Origin of the sequence: Pseudomonas sp. MF5691 (assembly GCF_016405645.1) — a bacterium.
Classification (GTDB): domain Bacteria; phylum Pseudomonadota; class Gammaproteobacteria; order Pseudomonadales; family Pseudomonadaceae; genus Aquipseudomonas; species Aquipseudomonas shahriarae.
This window is the reverse complement of sequence record NZ_JAEKDC010000038.1, coordinates 1-20,108: the sequence shown is the minus strand read 5'-3', so window position 1 is coordinate 20,108 and position 20,108 is coordinate 1. Positions and strand designations below refer to the sequence as shown.

Genomic DNA, 20,108 nt, shown 5'->3' with positions numbered 1-20,108 from the left:
TCGTTCCCACGCTCCGCGTGGGAATGCCTCCCGGGACGCTCCGCGTCCCTTGTGTGCGATGTGACGCGTAGCGTCACAGGCTGCGTTCCCACGCAGAGCGTGGGAACGATCTTCAATACCAGCGCTGGATGTCGATCAACCCCTCCATGCCCAAATAGTTGCGAGCACTGGAGTACCTCCAGTGTTCAGCAAGGTCCACATAACCCCGCTTCACTGGGTTGTGGTGGATGTAATCAAGCTTCTGGCGCATCACCGCCTCGCTGTATACCAGCTCGGCATGTGAGCCTTCCTGCCAGAGTTGATACACCCGATCTACCTTGTGTGCACGTCTGCAAAAGCGCAGACGTTGTAATACCCGTTCAGCGCCTTTGCTGTGCAGGTCATCGATGATGGTTCGAGCGGTGAAGGATTTGAATTGGCTGACGCATTTGCTCAGGTCAGGCGCCTGAGCGACGAAGTGCAGGTGGTTTTCCAGGACGACGTAGCCATAAAGGTTGAGGGCGTGGTGGTTTTGTTGATATCGCCAACAATCCAGAAGATGACTGACGAGGTAGTCACGAGTGAACAGTGGTAGCCACTCCATGACGGTACATGTCAGGAAGTGTGGTTTTTCGGGTTCGGTGATGACGTAGCGGCTTCTACCCATAGGCTCATCCTTGAGGGGACGCAGAGCGTCCTGGGAGGCGTTCCCACGCAGAGCGTGGGAACGATCAGCGATCAGGAAGTTAGCGGGCGTAGATATGAATCGCGAATTGCTCGCCTGAAGCTGTCGGTTCGAAGACTTTTTCGGTGATTCTCAAGGTCTGGCCAGGTTCCTGGATGATGTCACCGACCTTCGCCAGTTTGCGGAATTCATCCCAGCCGACGAGGGTGGTCGAGAGTTGGGTATCGCTTTGCAGGATGTTGCCGAAGGTTTGATTTTCCATGGTGCAGTCCTCTGCTGGATTTCCGTTTCCGGCCGATAGTTCGGCAGGCAGTGTGGCCCGCAAGGTGGCCTGTGCAGTGGCCTTTCCTTGCGGGTTCCAAGAGGCTAGCCCATGAAGAGCAGGCTGGGTGCTGTCAGAAATATCAAAAAATAGTCTCGGCATTCCGCCAGTATCAGGCCCACACCGGCAAGCCGGATGAGATCAGGCGCCCATCACCTCACGAATATCCGCTGCCAGTTCACGCACCCGATCTTCCTCGGTATCCCACGCACACATGAAGCGCGCACCGCCCTTGCCGATGAAGGTGTAGAAGCGCCAGCCCTTGGCCGTCAGCGCCGCGATGGCCGGCTCCGAGAGTTGCAGGAACACGCCGTTGGCCTGCACCGGGAACATCAATTCCACGCCGGGAATATCCGCTACCAGGCTGCTGAGCAACTGGGCGCAGTGGTTGGCGTGGCGTGCATGTTTGAGCCAGGCGTCGTTTTCCAGCAGGCCGACCCAAGGGGCGGAAAGGAAGCGCATTTTCGACGCCAGTTGGCCGGCCTGTTTGCAGCGGTAATCGAAGTCTTCCGCCAGCTTGTGGTTGAAGAACAGGATCGCTTCACCCACCGCCATGCCGTTTTTGGTGCCGCCAAAACACAGCACATCCACACCGGCTTTCCAGGTCAGGTCGGCAGGCGAGCAGCCGAGGAAGGCGCAGGCGTTGGAGAAGCGTGCGCCGTCCATGTGCAGGTTCAGCCCCAGTTCCTTGCAGGTGGCGCTGATGGCGCGGATTTCATCCGGGGTGTACACGCTGCCCACTTCGGTGGCCTGGGTCAGGGTCACGACGCGGGGCTTGGGGTAGTGGATGTCCTGGCGCTTGAGGGCGATCTCGCGGATGGATTCGGGGGTCAGCTTGCCGTTTTCGGTGCGCGCGGTGAGCAGCTTGGAGCCGTTGGAGAAAAACTCCGGCGCGCCGCATTCGTCGGTCTCGACGTGGGCGGTTTCCGAGCAAATCACGCTATGGTAGCTCTGGCACAAGGAAGACAGGGCCAGGGAGTTGGCCGCTGTTCCGTTGAAGGCGAAGAACACTTCACAGTCGGTTTCGAACAGTTTGCGGAAACCGTCGGCGGCGCGGTGGGTCCATTCATCATCGCCATAGGCGCGTTGATGGCCCTGGTTGGCGAGCTCCATGGCGGCCCAGGCTTCCGGGCAGATACCGGAATAGTTGTCACTGGCAAATTGTTGGCTCTTGTCGGTCATGGCCCGTTCCTGTGGTCGATGTTGGTGCGCACTTTAACCAAGAATATCCGGCGCGCGCACGCACTGTTAATGCAAAGTCTCTGGGGAATTATGCACGGTACTGAAACGATTCCTTTACAGCGCGAGCGCGATGGCGCGCTGGACCTGCTCAAATGGCTGGCGCTATTGAGCATGGTGCTGGACCACTTGCGCTATGTCGGTTTAAGCCTCGATGGCCTGTACGTGCCGGGGCGCCTGGCGTTCCCGTGGTTTTGCCTGGCGATTGCGGCCAATTTGCAGCGGGTCCGTGATGCACCCGTCACCGGGCAATGGCGTTACCTGGGGTGGCTGCTGCTGTTCAGCGTGATCAGCGAGGTGCCGTATCGGCTGTTTATCGACAATGCCGATACATTGAATGTGCTGCCGACCCTGGCGCTGGGTTTGCTGGTTGCCCGAGGATGGCAGCAAAAGACGCTTTTTGACCGCGGATTGGCGCTGATTGCCCTGCTGGCCGGCGCTGTGTTCTCGGCGCAACTGATGTTCGGCTTTTTTGGTGTATTGCTGCCGCTGGCGATGTTGTTGGTGTTTAGTCGCCCCTGGTATTTCAGCGTGTTGCCGGGGTTGGTGTGTGTAGCTGCCAATCAATGGCAGGTCTTACTCAATAGCGGCAATCTCGTCGCGATGCTCGGGTTGGCCACCTGCCTGATTGCGCCATTGGCCGGATTGGTCTTGTTGCGCCATGCCCAAGGCGCCTCGCCCCCGGCCATGCGGCGCTGGGCTTATGCACTTTATCCCGCGCATTTCTTACTGCTGCTACTCCTTCGAAAGGTCATCACATAGCCCCTGTGGGAGCGGGCTTGCTCGCGAATGCGGTGGACCAGCCAATGCATGTGCTGCCTGACACACCGCATTCGCGAGCAAGCCCGCTCCCACATTTGTTCGGTGTTGTTCTGGCCATGTCGTAAACGCACCTTTGCGTGGCGTGCGTAGGCATTTGACCTGCCTGCGCCAGCCCTACCATCGCATCAAAGGGCCCTGCACGGGCCTCAACAATACGAAAGGCTGGGAGAGACGCGATGTTCAGCAAACAAGACCAGATCCAGGGATATGACGACGCACTGCTGGCGGCCATGAATGCCGAGGAGCAGCGCCAGGAAGATCATATCGAGCTGATCGCGTCGGAGAACTACACCAGCAAGCGTGTGATGCAGGCCCAGGGCAGCGGCCTGACCAACAAATACGCCGAAGGCTACCCTGGCAAGCGCTACTACGGCGGCTGCGAGCATGTGGATAAAGTCGAGGCCCTGGCCATCGAGCGCGCCAAGCAACTGTTCGGCGCCGATTACGCCAACGTGCAGCCGCACTCCGGTTCGTCCGCCAACAGTGCGGTGTACCTGGCGCTGATCAATGCCGGTGACACCATCCTCGGCATGAGCCTGGCCCACGGCGGTCACCTGACCCACGGCGCCAAGGTGTCGTCGTCGGGCAAGCTGTACAACGCGGTGCAGTACGGCATCAACACCGACACCGGGCTGATCGACTACGACGAAGTCGAGCGCCTGGCCGTGGAACACAAGCCGAAGATGATCGTTGCCGGCTTCTCCGCCTATTCCAAGACCCTGGACTTCCCGCGTTTTCGCGCCATCGCCGACAAGGTCGGTGCGCTGCTGTTCGTTGACATGGCTCACGTCGCCGGCCTGGTGGCTGCGGGTCTGTACCCGAACCCGCTGCCTTACGCCGATGTGGTCACCACCACCACCCACAAAACTTTGCGCGGTCCGCGTGGCGGCTTGATCCTGGCCAAGTCCAACGAAGAGATTGAGAAAAAACTCAACTCCGCTGTATTCCCCGGCGCCCAGGGCGGCCCATTGATGCATGTGATCGCGGGCAAGGCGGTGTGCTTCAAGGAGGCAATGGAGCCAGGCTTCAAAGCGTATCAACAGCAGGTGATCGACAACGCCCAGGCCATGGCCAGCGTGTTTATCAAACGCGGCTACGATGTAGTGTCCGGCGGCACCGATAACCACCTGTTTCTGGTCAGCCTGATCCGCCAGGGCCTGACCGGCAAGGACGCAGACGCCGCCCTCGGTCGCGCCCACATCACCGTCAACAAGAACGCCGTGCCCAATGACCCGCAGTCGCCGTTCGTGACTTCGGGCCTGCGCATCGGTACCCCGGCGGTGACCACCCGTGGTTTCAAGGTGACGCAATGCGTGGAGCTGGCGGGCTGGATCTGCGACATCCTCGACAACCTCGGTGACGCCGATGTCGAGGCCAATGTGGCCAAGCACGTGTCTGCGCTGTGCGCTGATTTCCCGGTTTATCGCTGAGCGCGGTTTTGGAGTAATGCCTATGCAACGCTACTCAGGCTTCGGCCTCTTCAAGCACTCCCTCAGCCATCACGAAAACTGGCAGAAGATGTGGCGCACGCCGACCCCGAAAAAGGTCTACGACGTGGTCATCGTCGGCGGCGGCGGGCATGGTCTGGCCACCGCTTACTACCTGGCCAAGGAACACGGCATCACCAATGTGGCCGTGGTCGAGAAAGGTTGGCTGGGCGGCGGTAACACCGCACGCAACACCACCATTGTGCGTTCCAACTACCTGTGGGACGAGTCGGCGCATCTCTATGAGCATGCGATGAAGCTCTGGGAAGGTTTGTCCCAGGACCTGAACTACAACGTGATGTTCTCCCAGCGTGGCGTCTACAACCTGTGCCACACCCTGCAGGACATCCGTGATTCCGAGCGTCGCGTGAGCGCCAACCGCCTCAACGGTGTGGACGGTGAGCTGCTGAATGCCAAGCAGGTCGCGGACGAGATTCCGTACCTCGATTGCTCGAAAAACACCCGCTACCCGGTACTGGGTGCCACCGTGCAACGGCGCGGCGGCGTGGCCCGTCACGATGCTGTGGCGTGGGGCTTTGCCCGTGCTGCCGATGCCTTGGGCGTGGACCTGATCCAGCAGACCGAAGTCATCGGTTTCCGCAAGGAAAACGGCGTGTGCATCGGCGTGGAAACCAACAAGGGCTTTATCGGCGCCAAGCGCGTCGGGGTGGTCACAGCCGGTAACTCCGGGCATATGGCCTCGCTGGCCGGGTTCCGCCTGCCTATTGAATCCCACCCGCTGCAAGCGTTGGTGTCGGAGCCGATCAAGCCGATTATCGACAGCGTGATCATGTCCAACGCCGTGCACGGGTACATCAGCCAGTCCGACAAGGGCGACCTGGTGATCGGCGCCGGTATCGACGGCTATAACGGATACGGCCAGCGTGGCTCGTACCCGGTGATCGAGCACACCATCCAGGCCATCGTCGAGATGTTCCCGGTGCTGTCGCGGGTGCGCATGAACCGTCAGTGGGGCGGCATCGTCGACACCACGCCGGACGCCTGCCCGATCATCTCCAAGACCCCGGTACCGAACATGTTTTTCAACTGCGGCTGGGGCACCGGTGGCTTCAAGGCCACCCCCGGTTCAGGCAACGTGTTTGCCGCGAGCCTGGCCAAGGGTGAGATGCACCCGCTGGCGGCACCTTTCTCCATCGACCGTTTCCACAACGGTGCGCTGATCGACGAACACGGCGCTGCGGCCGTCGCCCACTAACAGGAGAAATTCCCTATGTTGCATATCTTCTGTCCTCACTGTGGCGAACTGCGCTCCGAAGAGGAATTCCATGCCTCCGGCCAAGCGCATATCCCGCGCCCGCTGGACCCGAATGCCTGCACCGATGAAGAGTGGGGCGACTACATGTTCTTCCGCGATAACCCCCGTGGCCTGCACCACGAACTGTGGATCCATGCCGCCGGTTGCCGCCAGTACTTCAACGCGACCCGCGACACCCTGACCTACGAAATTCTTGAAACCTACAAGATCGGTACCCAGCCGCAATTCACCGCCAAGGCTTCTGGAGAGAAGGTATGAGCCAGATCAATCGCCTGTCCAACGGTGGCCGCATCGACCGTAATAAAGTCCTGACGTTTACCTTCAACGGCCAGAGCTACAAAGGCTTTGAAGGCGACACCCTGGCTGCCGCCTTGCTGGCCAACGGTGTGGATATCATCGGCCGCAGCTTCAAGTACTCGCGCCCGCGCGGCATCTTCGCCGCCGGCGCCGAAGAGCCGAACGCGGTGCTGCAGATCGGTGCCACCGAAGCCACGCAAATCCCTAACGTGCGCGCCACGCAACAGGCGCTGTACCAGGGCCTGGTCGCCACCAGCACCAACGGCTGGCCGAGCGTGAACAACGACATGATGGGCATTCTCGGCAAGGTCGGCGGCAAGCTGATGCCGCCGGGTTTCTACTACAAAACCTTCATGTACCCGCAATCGTTCTGGATGACCTACGAGAAGTACATCCGCAAGGCCGCCGGGCTTGGCCGCTCGCCGACCGAGAACGATCCGGACACCTACGACTACATGAACCGCCATTGCGACGTGCTGATCGTCGGCGCCGGCCCTGCCGGCCTGGCAGCGGCCCTGGCCGCTGCGCGCAGTGGCGCGCGGGTGATCATCGCTGATGAGCAGGAAGAGTTCGGCGGGTCGTTGCTCGATTCGCGCGAAAACCTCGACGGCAAGCCGGCGACCGAATGGGTCGCCAGTGTGATCGCCGAGCTCAAGGCCCTGCCAGACGTGGTGCTGCTGCCTCGCGCTACCGTCAATGGTTACCACGACCATAACTTCCTGACCATCCATGAGCGCCTCACCGATCACCTCGGTGACCGTGCGCCGATTGGCGTGGTGCGCCAGCGTATTCACCGTGTGCGTGCCAAGCGTGTGGTGCTGGCGACCGGCGCGTGTGAGCGTCCACTGGTGTACGGCAACAACGATGTGCCGGGCAATATGCTCGCCGGTGCAGTTTCGACCTACGTGCGCCGTTACGGCGTGGCGCCGGGTAAAAAACTGCTGCTGTCGACCAACAACGATCACGCTTACCGTGTGGCGCTGGATTGGTTCGACGCTGGCCTCACCGTGGTCGCGGTGGCCGATGCACGCCACAACCCACGCGGCGCGCTGGTGGAAGAAGCGCGCGCCAAAGGCATTCGCATCCTCACCGGCAGTGCCGTGATCGAAGCCCGTGGCAGTAAGCATGTGACCGGCGCCCGTGTGGCTGCCATCGACGTCAAAGCACATAAGGTCACCAGCCCCGGCGAGTGGTTGGACTGCGACCTGGTGGCCAGCTCCGGCGGCTATAGCCCGGTGGTGCACTTGGCTTCGCACCTGGGCGGCAAGCCGACCTGGCGTGAAGATATCCTCGGTTTTGTACCGGGCGAAGCGCCGCAGAAACGTGTGTGCGTGGGGGGGATCAACGGTGTCTACGGCTTGGGTGACTCCCTGGCCGATGGCTTTGAAGGCGGCGTGCGCGCGGCCAGCGAGGCTGGGTTTGCTCCGGTGGAAGGTACGCTGCCCAAGGCCCTGACGCGCTTGGAAGAGCCGACCCTGGCCCTGTTCCAGGTGCCTCACGAAAAAGCCACTGCACGGGCGCCCAAGCAATTTGTCGACCTGCAGAACGACGTCACCGCCGCCGCCATCGAACTGGCGACCCGCGAAGGGTTCGAGTCGGTGGAGCACGTCAAGCGCTACACCGCGCTGGGCTTCGGCACCGACCAGGGCAAGCTGGGCAACGTCAACGGCCTGGCCATCGCGGCCCGCTCGCTGAACGTGACCATCCCGCAGATGGGCACCACCATGTTCCGCCCCAACTACACGCCGGTAACCTTCGGCGCGGTAGCGGGCCGGCACTGTGGGCACATCTTCGAGCCGGTGCGCTACACCGCGCTGCAAGCCTGGCACGTGAAAAACGGCGCCGAGTTTGAAGATGTCGGCCAGTGGAAACGCCCGTGGTACTTCCCGCGCAACGGTGAAGACCTGCATGCGGCAGTCAAGCGCGAATGCCTGGCCGTGCGCGACAGCGTCGGCCTGCTGGACGCTTCGACCCTGGGTAAAATCGACATTCAAGGCCCGGATGCCCGCGAGTTCCTCAACCGCATCTACAGCAACGCCTGGACCAAGCTCGACGTGGGCAAGGCGCGCTACGGCCTGATGTGCAAGGAAGACGGCATGGTCTTCGACGACGGCGTGACCGCCTGCCTTGCCGACAACCACTTCCTGATGACCACCACCACGGGCGGCGCCGCCCGCGTGCTGCAGTGGCTGGAAATCTACCAGCAGACCGAGTGGCCGGACCTCAAGGTGTACTTCACCTCGGTCACCGACCACTGGGCGACCATGACCTTGTCCGGGCCCAACAGTCGCAAGCTGTTGAGCGAAGTCACCGATATCGACCTGGACAAGGACGGCTTCCCGTTCATGACCTGGAAAGAAGGTTTGGTGGGCGGCGTGCCGGCGCGGGTGTTCCGTATCTCGTTTACCGGTGAGCTGTCCTATGAAGTCAACGTGCAGGCCGACTACGCCATGGGCGTGCTGGAACAGATTGTCGAGGCTGGCAAACAGTACAACCTGACCCCGTATGGCACCGAGACCATGCACGTACTGCGGGCCGAGAAGGGCTTCATTATCGTCGGCCAGGACACCGACGGCTCGATGACCCCGGACGACCTCAACATGGGCTGGTGTGTGGGCCGCACCAAACCGTTCTCGTGGATCGGCTGGCGCGGGATGAACCGCGAAGACTGCGTGCGTGAAGAGCGCAAGCAACTGGTGGGCCTGAAGCCGATTGACCCGAAAGTGTGGCTGCCTGAGGGCGCGCAGCTGGTGTTCGATCCGAAGCAGAGCATCCCGATGAAGATGGTCGGCCACGTGACCTCCAGCTATGCGCACAACTCCCTCGGCTATTCGTTTGCGATGGCGGTGGTCAAGGGCGGCTTGAAGCGTATGGGCGAGCGGGTGTTCTCACCGCAGGCGGATGGCAGTGTGATCGAAGCGGAGATTGTGTCTTCGGTGTTCTTTGACCCGAAAGGCGAGCGCCAGAACATCTGATAGACCGAGGTGCGGCCTTCGCGAGCAAGCCCGCTCCCACTGGGGAAATGCATTCCGAAATGTGGGAGCGAGCTTGCTCGCGATGGCGGCAGAAGCCGCACAACAGAATTCAAGAAAGGTGCTTTATGACCGCAGCCAATGTGTACCAACAACGCCCCACCACCGGCGCCAAGGCCGAGTCGTCGCTGCACCATGCCGACCTCGCCAGCCTGGTCGGCAAGGGGCGCAAGAACGCCGGCGTGATCGTGCGTGAAAAGAAACTCCTCGGCCACCTGACCCTGCGCGGCGATGGCCACGATGCCGCGTTCGCCGCTGGCGTGCACAAGGCCCTGGGCATCGAACTGCCGGGTGCCCTGAGCGTGATCGTCAAAGGTGAAACCAGCCTGCAATGGCTCGGCCCGGATGAATGGTTGCTGATCGTGCCGAGCGGTGAGGAATTTGCCGCCGAGCAAAACCTGCGCGCGGCCCTGGGGGATTTGCATATCCAGATCGTCAACGTCAGCGGCGGCCAGCAGATCCTCGAACTGAGCGGCCCGAACGTACGCGATGTGCTGATGAAATCCACCAGTTACGACGTGCACCCCGACAACTTCCCGGTGGGCAAGGCCGTGGGCACGGTGTTCGCCAAGTCGCAACTGGTGATCCGCCATACCGCCGAAGACACCTGGGAACTGCTGATTCGTCGCAGCTTCTCGGACTATTGGTGGTTGTGGCTGCAGGACGCCTCGGCCGAATACGGCCTGAGTGTCCAAGCCTGAGCAGATGGGCTGTTGTGGCGAGGGGGGCTTGCCCCCGTTGGAGCGCGCAGCGGTCCCGGTAAGGTCACTGCAGTTTTTCTGAAAGAACCGAGTGGCTGATTTCAGGGCTGCTTCGCAGCCCAACGGGGGCAAGCCCCCTCGCCACAAAGGCCTGAGGATTCAAGTATGAGCCGCGCACCCGATACATGGATTTTGACCGCCGACTGCCCCAGCGTGCTCGGCACGGTGGACGCGGTCACCCGCTATCTGTTTGAGCAGGGCTGCTACGTCACCGAGCACCATTCGTTCGATGACCGCCTCTCCGGGCGCTTTTTTATCCGTGTGGAATTCCGCCAGCCCGACGACTTTGACGAGCAAGGTTTCCGCGATGGCCTGGCCACCCGCGGCGAAGCCTTTGGCATGATCTTCGAGCTGACGGCGCCGAACTACCGGCCAAAAGTGGTGATCATGGTGTCCAAGGCCGATCACTGCCTCAACGATCTGTTGTACCGCCAACGCATCGGCCAATTGTCGATGGACGTGGTCGCAGTGGTGTCCAATCACCCCGATCTCAAGCCATTGGCCGACTGGCACCAGATTCCTTACTACCATTTCCCCCTCGACCCCAATGACAAACCGTCCCAAGAGCGCCAGGTGTGGCAAGTGATTGAAGAGACGGGGGCCGAACTGGTGATCCTTGCGCGCTACATGCAAGTGCTGTCGCCGGAGCTGTGCCGCAAGTTGGATGGCAAGGCGATCAATATCCATCACTCGTTGCTGCCGGGCTTCAAGGGCGCCAAGCCGTATCACCAGGCATACAACAAAGGGGTGAAGTTGGTTGGCGCCACTGCGCATTACATCAATAACGACCTGGACGAAGGCCCGATCATCGCCCAGGGCGTGGAAGTGGTGGATCACAGCCACTATCCCGAGGACCTGATTGCCAAGGGGCGGGATATCGAGGGACTGACATTGGCGCGGGCGGTGGGGTACCACATTGAGCGACGGGTGTTCTTGAACGCCAATAGAACGGTGGTGCTCTGACTGACGCCATCGCAGGCAAGCCAGCTCCCACCGGGTGATATGTGAACCCTGTGGGAGCGGACTTGCCCGCGATGAGGCCCTCACAAACAACGCAAAAACAGCATCTGTAACCCGAGCACTCAAACGCGCTGCCCATCCAAAGGGGCAACGCAGTTCCATAAAAACAACAGCGAGGTGAAAGCATGTCTGGTAATCGTGGTGTCGTGTATCTCGGCAACGGTCAGGTCGAAGTACAGAAAATCGACTATCCCAAAATGCAGGACCCCCGTGGCAGGAAGATTGAACACGGCGTTATCCTGCGCGTGGTCTCCACCAATATCTGCGGCTCCGACCAACACATGGTGCGCGGCCGTACCACCGCCCAGACCGGCCTGGTGCTCGGTCACGAAATCACCGGCGAGGTGATCGAGAAGGGCAGCGACGTCGAGAACCTGAAACTCGGCGACCTGGTGTCTGTGCCGTTCAACGTTGCTTGCGGCCGCTGCCGCTCCTGCAAGGAACAACACACTGGCGTATGCCTGACCGTCAACCCGGCCCGTGCCGGTGGTGCCTACGGCTACGTGGACATGGGCGACTGGACCGGCGGCCAGGCCGAGTACGTGCTGGTGCCCTACGCCGACTTCAACCTGCTGAAACTGCCGGATCGCGACAAGGCCATGGAGAAAATCCGTGACCTGACCTGCCTCTCCGACATCCTGCCCACCGGCTACCACGGCGCGGTCACTGCGGGCGTTGGCCCTGGCAGCACCGTGTACATCGCCGGCGCCGGTCCCGTAGGCCTGGCCGCTGCCGCTTCCGCACGCTTGCTGGGGGCGGCGGTGGTGATCATCGGTGACGTCAACCCGATCCGCCTGGCCCACGCCAAGGCCCAGGGCTTTGAAATCGCCGACCTGTCCACCGACACCCCGCTACACGAGCAAATCGCCGCGCTGCTTGGCGAGCCGGAAGTGGACAGCGCCGTCGACTGCGTGGGCTTTGAAGCCCGCGGCCATGGCCATGACGGCGTCAAGGCCGAAGCCCCGGCCACGGTGCTCAACTCACTGATGGGCGTGGTGCGTGTGGCGGGCAAGATCGGTATTCCCGGCCTGTACGTCACTGAAGATCCAGGGGCGGTGGATGCCGCCGCAAAAATGGGCAGCCTGAGCATTCGTTTCGGTCTGGGCTGGGCCAAGTCTCACAGCTTCCACACCGGCCAGACCCCGGTGATGAAGTACAACCGCCAGTTGATGCAGGCGATCATGTGGGACCGCATCAACATTGCGGAGATCGTGGGTGTGCAGGTGATCAGCCTGGACGACGCGCCGCGTGGTTATGGCGAGTTCGATGCAGGTGTGCCGAAGAAGTTTGTGATTGACCCGCACAAGCTGTTCAGCGCGGCTTAACAGCAACAACCACTCGCCAATGTGGGGGCTGTGGGAGCTGGGCCCCCACATTGGCGATTGGGTGTCTGGGGATCAGCGGATCGCCAGCGCACCCTGGTACACCATCGGGCCGGTAGGCTGCTTGCTCACCGAGCCACCCTTGGTTTCCGAACTGACCATCAATTCCACCGGCTGGCTGATAGTTTCCTGCTGACGTGGGTTGAGGCCGATGATGCCTTTGCCATCCTCCGGCAACAGGCCCAAAGACACCGGCGTGCCGCCTGCAGGCAGGGCCCACAGTTCGAGGCTGCGGTCCGGTTCCGGCGCAGTGGCCGCAATCGGCTGGACTTCCAGGTAATCCTTGTGCGCCATGATTTGCGCCGCCGGCTGTTGGGTGCTGCTGACCAGGGTCGCTGCAGACTTGACGCTGTCCTGGGTATAGAGCGCGCCGCCGATACCGGCAACCACCACCACGCAGACGCCGATGAACAGGCGCGGGCGGGTCCAGAATGAGGGCTTGTGCTCGATCACTGGGGGTTGGGACGCAGTCATAAGGCTCTTCCTGACAAGTTTTGTAGTGTGTTGATTGACCCTGTGGCTGGCGATGGGTTCCTAGTGGCAGTTTGATGGTGTCGGTTTTTGGGGCTTTTCTGAACAAATCTGTGAGCTGGAACAACCGGTGGGATGCTGGGTCAAACGGCTGCTTTAGCTCCTACATTTACGAGGTTGTCTCGATGAAGATTTCACGCGGTTTTGCCCTGTCCTGCCTCCTGACCGTGGCGGCCAGCCCGGTATTTGCAGCAGGCTTCAGCCTGGGTGATGTGGCCAACGCCGTCGCTGGCGCCCAGGGCACCAACAAGGCCGCCGCCGCTGCGCCGAGCGCACAAATCGCAGGTTTGCTGGGAGCGTTGACCAAACAGTTGAATGTCACCCCGGAGCAGGCCGTCGGTGGCACCGGTGCGATGTTGGGCCTGGCTAAGAACCAACTCAGCAGCACTGATTATTCGCAGTTGGGCAAAAGTGTGCCGGGCCTGGATAAGCTGTCGGGTGGCAACGCTTTGGGCAGCCTTGGCGCCTTGAGCGGCATGCTCGGCCAAACCGGTGGCAGCAAGACCAGCGGCCTCGATGGCCTGTTGGGGAACGTCAAGGACACCAACGATCTGAACACTGCGTTCAGCGCCTTGGGCATGGACAGCGGCATGATCGGCCAGTTTGCCCCGGTGATCCTGCAGTACCTGGGTGGCCAGGGTGCCGACAGTTCAGTACTGGGCAAGCTAGCCGGCATCTGGGGGGCGGGGAGCTGAAAAACACCTCGGTGTGAAGTCATCCAGGGAACTGAGCGGTCGGCTCTAACCACTGATCTACACCCGCCTGGAACTCGGCCTTCTCCTCCCCCAGCGAGGGGGCTCCAGACCGGGTGTCGTTCCCTTTAAGGAGATCTTCCAATGAGCGAATCAACAATATCGCGCAATTCATTCCCGGTATTTGGGAAACCCCCGGTCGACTACAGCAAGATGACCAGGGAGGAGTTCGAGAAGGCTGCAGGCATGAAGTTCATGTCTTACGATGAAATGATCAACGGCAATAAGCCTGATTCGGAAACGGGTCGTGTCTCCGGCGGCGCGGACGCCTCCGGGAGCGTTGCCGGTGTGGGTTTTAGTGCCGGTGCCGGGGCATCGATCAAGTTTTAAATGAACCAGCCTGCCAGGTGGCCGTCACGGGCTGCGACGAGTCACCTGATAAGCTCATCAAGGCGCGCATCCTTCTCCAGCCAGAGCTGGTTGACCCAGTTCTGGACGCTCTGGCGAAACGCCGGATCATTCTCGTAATCCCCCTGCCACAACGCCGGATCCAGCTCGCGGGTGCGGATATCAACAATCACCCGGGGCACCGCGCCGCTGATCAAATCCCAGAATCCTGGAATCCTGTCCTGTGGATAGACCACGGTCACGTCGAGGATCGCATCCAACTGCTCGCCCATGGCCGCCAGTACAAATGCCACGCCACCGGCCTTGGGCTTGAGCAGGCGAGTGAACGGTGAGTTCTGCTGGGCCCGCTTGGCTTCGGTAAAGCGCGTGCCTTCCAGGTAGTTGACCACCGTCACCGGCTGGCGCTTGAACAGCTCGCAGGCCTGTTTGGTGATCTTCAGGTCCTGGCCCGCCAGTTCCGGATGCTTGGCCAGGAATGCCTTGGTGTAGCGCTTCATGAACGGGTAATCCAGGGCCCACCAGGCCAGGCCCAGGAACGGCACCCAGATCAGCTCCTTTTTCAGGAAGAATTTGAAAAATGGCGTGCGCCGGTTGAGGGTCTGGATCAGCGCCGGGATATCCACCCAGGATTGATGGTTGCTGATCACCAGGTACGAGGTATCGACCCTCAGCCCGGTATCGCCGCGAATATCCCATTGGGTGGGGATACACAGGGCAAAGATCAGCTTGTCGATCTCGGCCCAGGTCTCGGCAATCCACATCACGGCCCGGGAGGCATAGTCCCGTGACCGCCCGGGCGCCACCAGCTTGAGCAGGGCGAAGACCATCAGCGGGCCGATCAGGATCAGCGTGTTGAGTAACAGCAGCAGTGTGACGAAACAGCCGGTGAGCAGGCGGCGCATAAGGAACTCTTGCAAACGGTTGGACGGGCCATGATAAGCAGCTTGAGTCTAGAGGCCAAATCGCAATTGACCTGACGAATGTTTCACTTTGTGTTGCGTATGCTGGGTAACGATCCAACTTCGGGCTGTGTTTGCAGTCTAGTATTGGCCTACTTACCTTCAAGGAAACCTCCTACGTGAAATCCCTCCTTGCCCTGTTAGCCGTGGTTGCCCTGCCCGTGATGGCCGCCGAGCCGACCCTGTACGGGCGCTACGAATATATCCAGTTGCCGGAAATCGGCGAGACCTTCAAGGCCAAGATGGACACCGGCGCGCTGACCGCCTCGCTGTCGGCCCGCGACATCCAGACCTTCACCCGCGATGGCGAGGACTGGGTGCGGTTCCGTCTCAGTGGCAAGGATGTGAGCAACAAGGTCTATGAACACAAAGTGGCGCGCATCAGCAAGATCAAGAACCGCGCCGACGAAGACGAAGACAAGGAAGACAGCGGCGTGGCCAAGCGCCCGGTGGTGGAGCTGGAAATGTGCCTGGGCAACGTCAAGCGCACGGTGGAGGTCAACCTCACCGACCGCAGCAGCTTCAACTACCCGCTGCTGATCGGCGCCAAGGCGCTGCGCGAGTTCGGCGCTGCGGTGAACCCGGCCCGGCGCTACACCGCCGACAAACCGGACTGCTGATTGACGCCGCACAAGGCATGGGGCACCGTTCACCTTTAGCTCCCAGTGCTCGGACGCCATGCCCCATATCCTGATTGTCGAAGACGAAGCGGCGATAGCCGATACGCTGATTTTTGCCCTGCAGGGCGAAGGCTTCACCACCACCTGGCTGACCCTCGGCCAGGCCGCGCTGGAGCATCAGCGGCAGACCCCGGCAGACATGCTGATCCTCGACATCGGCCTGCCGGACATCAGCGGCTTTGAAACCTGCAAGCAACTGCGCCGCTTCAGCGAAGTGCCGGTGATGTTCCTCAGTGCCCGCGACGGCGAGATCGACCGCGTGGTGGGCCTGGAAATCGGCGCCGACGACTATGTGGTCAAACCCTTCAGCCCACGGGAAGTGGCGGCGCGCGTCAAGGCGATCCTCAAGCGCGTGGCACCGGTGGCAGTGCCGGCCAGCGGCGGGCTGTTCCAGGTAGACCACGAGCGGGTGCAGATCCAGTATCGCGGCCAGTTGCTGGGCCTGACTCGCCATGAATTCCGCCTGCTCAATTGCCTGCTGGAACAGCCCGAACGGGTGTTCAGTCGGGAGCAGTTGCTGGATGCGGTCGGCGTGGCCGCCGATGCCGGCTACGAGCGCAATATCGACAGCCATATCAAAAGCCTGCGCAGCAAGCTGCGGGGCGTGGTTGCCGAGGCCGAGCCGATCCAGACCCATCGCGGCCTGGGCTACAGCTACAGCCCGAGCCACGCCTGATGCGCCTGGGGCTGCGGATTTTCCTGGTGTATGCGCTGTTTATCGGCCTGACCGGCTACTTTGTGCTCAACACCGTCATGAAGGAAATCCGCCCCGGCGTGCGCCAGTCCACTGAAGAAACCCTGGTGGACACCGCCAACCTGCTGGCGGAAATCCTGCGTGACGATGTGAAGAACGGCACCCTTGGCCAAAGCCACTGGCCCACCGTGCTCAAGGCCTACGGCGAGCGCCAGCCGGGGGCAACCATCTGGGGCCTGGCGAAAAACCAGGTCAACCACCGCATCTATGTGACGGACGCCAAGGGTGTCGTGTTGCTGGATTCCAGCGGTACGGCGGTGGGCCAGGACTACTCGAAATGGAACGATGTGTACCTGACCCTGCGCGGTGAGTACGGCGCCCGCTCGACCCGCAGCGATGCCGATGACCCGGCGTCCTCGGTGATGCACGTGGGCGCGCCGATCCGCGATAACGGGCAGATCATTGGCGTGGTCACGGTGGCCAAGCCCAACAGCTCGCTGCAGCCCTATGTCGACCGTACCGAACGCCGCCTGCTGTGGTACGGCGCCGGTCTGGTGGCGCTGGGCTTGCTGTTGGGGGCCCTGTTGTCCTGGTGGTTGAGCGCGGCGCTACGGCGCCTGACCACCTATGCCCAGGCGGTCAGCGAAGGGCGCCGCGCCGAGTTGCCGCATTATCGTGGCGGCGAGTTGGCGCAGTTATCCACCGCTGTGGAGCACATGCGCACGCAACTGGAAGGCAAGGCCTATGTCGAGCGTTATGTGCACACCCTGACCCACGAACTGAAAAGCCCGTTGGCGGCGATTCGCGGCGCGGCGGAACTGTTGCAGGGGGAAATGACAGTCGCCCAGCAGCAGCGGTTCGTCGGTAATATCGCCAGTGAAAGCGCGCGCTTGCAGCAGTTGATCGAACGCCTGCTGAACCTGGCCCAGGTCGAGCAGCGCCAGGGCTTGGAGCAGCAGATTTCGGTACCGTTGGCCGCCTTGGTCGATGAGGTGCTCAAGGCGCAATGCGCGCGGATCGAGCAGGCCGGGTTGCAGGTCGAACGCCTGATCGAAGCCGACGTAAAGCTGTTTGGCGAGCCGTTTCTGCTGCGTCAGGCCCTGGGCAATCTGCTGGAAAATGCCCTGGACTTTACCCCGCCCGGCGGCACGCTGCGTTTCAGCGCCCAGGTGCGGCACCATGCTGTGGATGTGCGCCTGTTCAACCAGGCCGAACCGATCCCCGAATACGCCCTGCCACGCCTGAGCGAGCGTTTCTATTCCCTGCCGCGTCCGGTCAGTGGCCGCAAAAGCACCGGCCTGGGCCTGAACTTTGTCGAAGAAGTGATGAAGCTGCACGGCGGCTCCTTGCAGATCGGCAACGTGCCGGGTGGCGTGGAAGTGGTGCTGCATCTCCACACAGTCTCCACATTGCCCTCATAAATCCCCCACAGGCCGCCGCCAGACTCTCCCCATCAAAACAGGGAGAGACCCATGAACCGCAGCCTGCTATTCAAACTGGGCGCCATCGCGCTGCTGATCCTGCTATTGCTGATTCCGTTGCTGATGATCAACGGCATCATCAACGAGCGCCAGGAACTGCGCGACGGCGTCGTGATGGACATTGCCCGCAGCTCCAGCTACAGCCAGCAGGTCAGCGGGCCATTGATGGTGGTGCCGTTTCGCAAGACCGTGCGTGAGTGGAAGCTCAACGAAAAACTCAACAAACGCTATGAAGTGCTCAGTGAAGAACAGGGCCGCCTGTACTTCCTGCCGGAGCAGTTCGAGCTCGATGGGCAGGTGCAAACCGAACTGCGGGCGCGAGGAATCTACCAGGCGCGGTTGTTCCATGCCGACAACCGCATCAGCGGCCGCTTTGTGCTGCCGGCGCAAATGGGCATCAAGGAGGACTTTGCCGATTACAAGTTTGGCCAGGCATTTTTGGCGGTCGGTATCAGCGATATCCGCGGCATTGAAAACGCCCTGAAACTGGAGCTGGGCAGCCAGCGCCTGGAGTTTGCCCCGGGCACCCAAGTGAGCTTTCTCGGCGCTGGCGTACACGTGATGTTGCCGACCCAGGACAGTAAGAACCCCGCGCCGCTGGATTTTGCCTTCGACCTGCGCCTGCAGGGTACCGAGCAACTACAGGTACTGCCGGTGGGCAAGACCAGCAAGGTCAAGCTGGCCTCCAACTGGCCCCATCCGAGCTTTGTCGGCAACTTCCTGCCGGCGCAGCGTGAGATCAACGACCAAGGCTTCAGCGCCAACTGGCAGACCTCGTTCTTCTCCACCAACCTTGAGGAATCGTTGTACGGCTGTGTGGTTGGCAGTCGCTGCGAGGACTTCAACGAACGCAGCTTTGGCGTGAACTTTATCGACCCGGTGGACCAGTACCTCAAGAGCGACCGCGCGATCAAATATGCGCTGCTGTTCATCGCCCTGACGTTCGCCGGTTTCTTCCTGTTTGAAGTGCTCAAGAGCCTGGCGGTGCACCCGATCCAGTATGCGTTGGTGGGGGTGGCCCTGGCGTTTTTCTACTTGCTGTTGCTGTCGTTGTCCGAGCATATCGGCTTTGCCCTGGCGTACCTGATCTCGGCCAGTGCCTGTGTGTTGTTGATCGGTTTTTACGTGTGCCATGTGCTGCGCAGCGTGGCCCATGGGCTGGGGTTTTCGACGGGGTTGGCGGCACTGTATGGCTTGCTGTACGGGTTGTTGAGTGCCGAGGACTACGCGCTGTTGATGGGCTCGCTGTTGCTGTTCGGGCTGCTGGGTACGGTGATGGTGCTGACACGCAAACTGGACTGGTATGGGGTGGGCAAGCGTAAGGCGGCCGAGTTGGAGGTGATGCAATGATCGGGCTACGGGAGGATCAGCGGGAGAAGGCACAACTGGTGGGGAAAATTAACGCGCTGTTTCCGGAGTGGCGCGACACCTTTGTGGCTAATGGCCTTGTTGTGGCGAGGAGGCTTGCCCCCTCGCCACAACAAGCCTCGCTCGCCACCCATAACGGGTTGCTACAGGAATCAGGCCGGCGGCTGGGTCGCCAACATTGACGGCCGCTGACTGACCTCGGCGTACCAGGCGGCCAGTTTGGGATTGCTTGAACGCCACTGCAGGTCGGGGTGGCGGAAGTCCACATACGCCAGGGCGCAGGCGACGCTGATCGCGGCGATGTCGAAATGGCTGGCCAGTTCAGCGATAGCGTCCTGTTCCAATTCGGCCAGGGCGCGGCGGATTTTGTTGCGCTGCTCCTGCAGCCAGCTATCCCAGTGTTTGTCGGCCGGGCGCATGGCGGTTTCATAGCGTACCAATACGGCCGCGTCCATGATCCCGTCGGCCATCGAGGCCAGGGTCAGGCGGCGCCAGCGGGCCGAACCGTCCCGGGGGATCAGCGGGTTGCCGACATGCTGGTGGTCGAAGTAGTCGAGGATCACCCGGCTGTCGTGCAACACATTGCCATCGGCCAGGCGCAGGGCCGGGATCTTGCCCAGCGGGTTGCCCTCGTTCAACGCGGTGATCGGGTTGACCGGCGTGACCAGCACAGTCTCCAGGACAACGCGGTCTTGCTGGCCGGTTTCGTGGAGCAGCACCAGGACTTTGCGGACAAACGGCGAGGCAGGGTTGTGGAACAAGGTCATGCTGGGCGCGAACATGGGCAATCCTCGGAAAGGGTCGGCCATAGACTAGACAGTTGCGAGGTGACTGGCGAGGGGGATCTTGGTTGTTTTTGCGGGCCTCATCGCAGGCAAGCCAGCTTGTATGGTTAGACTTGTAGGGGTGGTGGGACTAAAAGCCAGCATCTGACTCTAGCCAGTACAGACCGTGGGAGACTTCGTCCCACCCCTTCACCAAAGCGCCGATAAG

The 20,108-nt window shown here is 61.4% G+C and carries 20 protein-coding genes; 14 read left to right on the top strand and 6 right to left on the bottom strand.

Going from position 1 to position 20,108, the window contains the following annotated elements; all coding sequences use genetic code 11:
- Nucleotides 1-112: 112 nt before the first annotated feature.
- The 3 genes from JFT44_RS27610 to JFT44_RS27600 all read right to left on the bottom strand — a co-directional run bounded on the left by JFT44_RS27610 (nt 113) and on the right by JFT44_RS27600 (nt 2,168).
- The gene (locus tag JFT44_RS27610; RefSeq protein WP_120734262.1) at nt 113-646 is read right to left on the bottom strand and encodes a transposase; all 534 of its coding nucleotides are present in this window, start codon (nt 644-646) and stop codon (nt 113-115) included.
- A 79-nt stretch (nt 647-725) separates the two neighbouring features.
- A complete protein-coding gene (locus tag JFT44_RS27605; RefSeq protein ID WP_057960834.1) occupies nt 726-926 on the bottom strand; it encodes a hypothetical protein in 201 nt (66 codons plus the stop codon).
- A 201-nt stretch (nt 927-1,127) separates the two neighbouring features.
- Nucleotides 1,128-2,168, bottom strand: coding sequence for a low specificity L-threonine aldolase (locus JFT44_RS27600; RefSeq protein WP_057960833.1), 1,041 nt, complete (start codon nt 2,166-2,168; stop codon nt 1,128-1,130).
- 90 nt (nt 2,169-2,258) lie between these two features.
- On the opposite strand from JFT44_RS27600, the gene JFT44_RS27595 reads away from it, so the two are divergent.
- The 8 genes from JFT44_RS27595 (at nt 2,259) to fdhA (ending at nt 12,245) form a co-directional block, all read left to right on the top strand.
- Nucleotides 2,259-2,987, top strand: coding sequence for a TraX family protein (locus JFT44_RS27595; RefSeq protein WP_057960832.1), 729 nt, complete (start codon nt 2,259-2,261; stop codon nt 2,985-2,987).
- A gap of 236 nt (nt 2,988-3,223) precedes the next feature.
- Nucleotides 3,224-4,477, top strand: a complete 1,254-nt coding sequence (locus JFT44_RS27590) for a serine hydroxymethyltransferase (RefSeq protein WP_057440269.1) — start codon at nt 3,224-3,226, stop codon at nt 4,475-4,477.
- 22 nt (nt 4,478-4,499) lie between these two features.
- On the top strand, nt 4,500-5,750 hold the full coding sequence (locus tag JFT44_RS27585; protein ID WP_010207084.1) for a sarcosine oxidase subunit beta: 1,251 nt from the start codon (nt 4,500-4,502) through the stop codon (nt 5,748-5,750).
- Between the two features lie 15 nt (nt 5,751-5,765).
- Nucleotides 5,766-6,068, top strand: a complete 303-nt coding sequence (locus JFT44_RS27580; RefSeq protein WP_057440270.1) for a sarcosine oxidase subunit delta — start codon at nt 5,766-5,768, stop codon at nt 6,066-6,068.
- The gene (locus tag JFT44_RS27575; protein WP_120734260.1) at nt 6,065-9,082 is read left to right on the top strand and encodes a sarcosine oxidase subunit alpha; all 3,018 of its coding nucleotides are present in this window, start codon (nt 6,065-6,067) and stop codon (nt 9,080-9,082) included. The genes JFT44_RS27580 and JFT44_RS27575 overlap by 4 nt, the downstream gene beginning before the upstream one ends.
- Nucleotides 9,083-9,207: 125 nt before the next feature.
- Nucleotides 9,208-9,840, top strand: coding sequence for a sarcosine oxidase subunit gamma (locus JFT44_RS27570; RefSeq protein ID WP_057440271.1), 633 nt, complete (start codon nt 9,208-9,210; stop codon nt 9,838-9,840).
- Between the two features lie 165 nt (nt 9,841-10,005).
- Nucleotides 10,006-10,863: a formyltetrahydrofolate deformylase gene (gene purU, locus JFT44_RS27565; RefSeq protein WP_057960830.1), complete on the top strand. Its 858-nt coding sequence runs from the start codon at nt 10,006-10,008 to the stop codon at nt 10,861-10,863.
- Nucleotides 10,864-11,045: 182 nt separating this feature from the next.
- Nucleotides 11,046-12,245, top strand: coding sequence for a formaldehyde dehydrogenase, glutathione-independent (gene fdhA, locus JFT44_RS27560; protein ID WP_032858631.1), 1,200 nt, complete (start codon nt 11,046-11,048; stop codon nt 12,243-12,245).
- 72 nt (nt 12,246-12,317) lie between these two features.
- Here fdhA and JFT44_RS27555 read toward each other — a convergent pair whose 3' ends face one another.
- A complete protein-coding gene (locus tag JFT44_RS27555) occupies nt 12,318-12,776 on the bottom strand; it encodes an anti-sigma factor domain-containing protein (RefSeq protein WP_057440273.1) in 459 nt (152 codons plus the stop codon).
- Between the two features lie 182 nt (nt 12,777-12,958).
- Here JFT44_RS27555 and JFT44_RS27550 point away from each other — a divergent pair, with 182 nt between their 5' ends.
- Both JFT44_RS27550 and JFT44_RS27545 read left to right on the top strand, forming a co-directional pair.
- Nucleotides 12,959-13,528 (top strand): DUF2780 domain-containing protein, encoded by a 570-nt coding sequence (locus JFT44_RS27550; RefSeq protein ID WP_198831444.1) that lies wholly within the window; start codon nt 12,959-12,961, stop codon nt 13,526-13,528.
- Nucleotides 13,529-13,669: 141 nt separating this feature from the next.
- The gene (locus JFT44_RS27545) at nt 13,670-13,915 is read left to right on the top strand and encodes a hypothetical protein (protein ID WP_057960828.1); all 246 of its coding nucleotides are present in this window, start codon (nt 13,670-13,672) and stop codon (nt 13,913-13,915) included.
- A 41-nt stretch (nt 13,916-13,956) separates the two neighbouring features.
- Here JFT44_RS27545 and JFT44_RS27540 read toward each other — a convergent pair whose 3' ends face one another.
- A complete protein-coding gene (locus JFT44_RS27540; RefSeq protein ID WP_057960827.1) occupies nt 13,957-14,835 on the bottom strand; it encodes an acyltransferase in 879 nt (292 codons plus the stop codon).
- A 176-nt stretch (nt 14,836-15,011) separates the two neighbouring features.
- Between JFT44_RS27540 and JFT44_RS27535 the strand changes: the two genes are divergently transcribed.
- Genes JFT44_RS27535 through creD form a run of 4 tightly spaced genes read left to right on the top strand, consistent with a single transcriptional unit; the run spans nt 15,012 to nt 19,097 of the window.
- Complete coding sequence (locus tag JFT44_RS27535; protein WP_057960826.1) at nt 15,012-15,512, top strand: ATP-dependent zinc protease; 501 nt, start codon at nt 15,012-15,014, stop codon at nt 15,510-15,512.
- A gap of 58 nt (nt 15,513-15,570) precedes the next feature.
- On the top strand, nt 15,571-16,248 hold the full coding sequence (creB, locus tag JFT44_RS27530) for a two-component system response regulator CreB (protein ID WP_057440276.1): 678 nt from the start codon (nt 15,571-15,573) through the stop codon (nt 16,246-16,248).
- Nucleotides 16,248-17,687, top strand: coding sequence for a two-component system sensor histidine kinase CreC (creC, locus tag JFT44_RS27525; RefSeq protein WP_115129161.1), 1,440 nt, complete (start codon nt 16,248-16,250; stop codon nt 17,685-17,687). Before creB ends, creC begins: the two co-directional genes overlap by 1 nt.
- Nucleotides 17,688-17,738: 51 nt before the next feature.
- The gene (gene creD, locus JFT44_RS27520) at nt 17,739-19,097 is read left to right on the top strand and encodes a cell envelope integrity protein CreD (RefSeq protein ID WP_057440277.1); all 1,359 of its coding nucleotides are present in this window, start codon (nt 17,739-17,741) and stop codon (nt 19,095-19,097) included.
- A 170-nt stretch (nt 19,098-19,267) separates the two neighbouring features.
- Here creD and JFT44_RS27515 read toward each other — a convergent pair whose 3' ends face one another.
- Nucleotides 19,268-19,897, bottom strand: a complete 630-nt coding sequence (locus JFT44_RS27515) for a glutathione S-transferase (protein ID WP_057440279.1) — start codon at nt 19,895-19,897, stop codon at nt 19,268-19,270.
- Nucleotides 19,898-20,108: the final 211 nt, after the last annotated feature.

Coding starts and splice junctions, on each gene's coding strand:
- fdhA (WP_032858631.1), top strand. CDS start 11,046: ATGTCTGGTAATCGTGGTGTCGTGTATCTCGGCAACGGTCAGGTCGAA.
- JFT44_RS27595 (WP_057960832.1), top strand. CDS start 2,259: ATGCACGGTACTGAAACGATTCCTTTACAGCGCGAGCGCGATGGCGCG.
- JFT44_RS27540 (WP_057960827.1), bottom strand. CDS start 14,835: ATGCGCCGCCTGCTCACCGGCTGTTTCGTCACACTGCTGCTGTTACTC.
- JFT44_RS27575 (WP_120734260.1), top strand. CDS start 6,065: ATGAGCCAGATCAATCGCCTGTCCAACGGTGGCCGCATCGACCGTAAT.
- creD (WP_057440277.1), top strand. CDS start 17,739: ATGAACCGCAGCCTGCTATTCAAACTGGGCGCCATCGCGCTGCTGATC.
- creC (WP_115129161.1), top strand. CDS start 16,248: ATGCGCCTGGGGCTGCGGATTTTCCTGGTGTATGCGCTGTTTATCGGC.
- creB (WP_057440276.1), top strand. CDS start 15,571: ATGCCCCATATCCTGATTGTCGAAGACGAAGCGGCGATAGCCGATACG.
- JFT44_RS27610 (WP_120734262.1), bottom strand. CDS start 646: ATGGGTAGAAGCCGCTACGTCATCACCGAACCCGAAAAACCACACTTC.
- JFT44_RS27605 (WP_057960834.1), bottom strand. CDS start 926: ATGGAAAATCAAACCTTCGGCAACATCCTGCAAAGCGATACCCAACTC.
- JFT44_RS27590 (WP_057440269.1), top strand. CDS start 3,224: ATGTTCAGCAAACAAGACCAGATCCAGGGATATGACGACGCACTGCTG.
- purU (WP_057960830.1), top strand. CDS start 10,006: ATGAGCCGCGCACCCGATACATGGATTTTGACCGCCGACTGCCCCAGC.
- JFT44_RS27545 (WP_057960828.1), top strand. CDS start 13,670: ATGAGCGAATCAACAATATCGCGCAATTCATTCCCGGTATTTGGGAAA.
- JFT44_RS27600 (WP_057960833.1), bottom strand. CDS start 2,168: ATGACCGACAAGAGCCAACAATTTGCCAGTGACAACTATTCCGGTATC.
- JFT44_RS27580 (WP_057440270.1), top strand. CDS start 5,766: ATGTTGCATATCTTCTGTCCTCACTGTGGCGAACTGCGCTCCGAAGAG.
- JFT44_RS27550 (WP_198831444.1), top strand. CDS start 12,959: ATGAAGATTTCACGCGGTTTTGCCCTGTCCTGCCTCCTGACCGTGGCG.
- JFT44_RS27515 (WP_057440279.1), bottom strand. CDS start 19,897: ATGTTCGCGCCCAGCATGACCTTGTTCCACAACCCTGCCTCGCCGTTT.
- JFT44_RS27570 (WP_057440271.1), top strand. CDS start 9,208: ATGACCGCAGCCAATGTGTACCAACAACGCCCCACCACCGGCGCCAAG.
- JFT44_RS27585 (WP_010207084.1), top strand. CDS start 4,500: ATGCAACGCTACTCAGGCTTCGGCCTCTTCAAGCACTCCCTCAGCCAT.
- JFT44_RS27555 (WP_057440273.1), bottom strand. CDS start 12,776: ATGACTGCGTCCCAACCCCCAGTGATCGAGCACAAGCCCTCATTCTGG.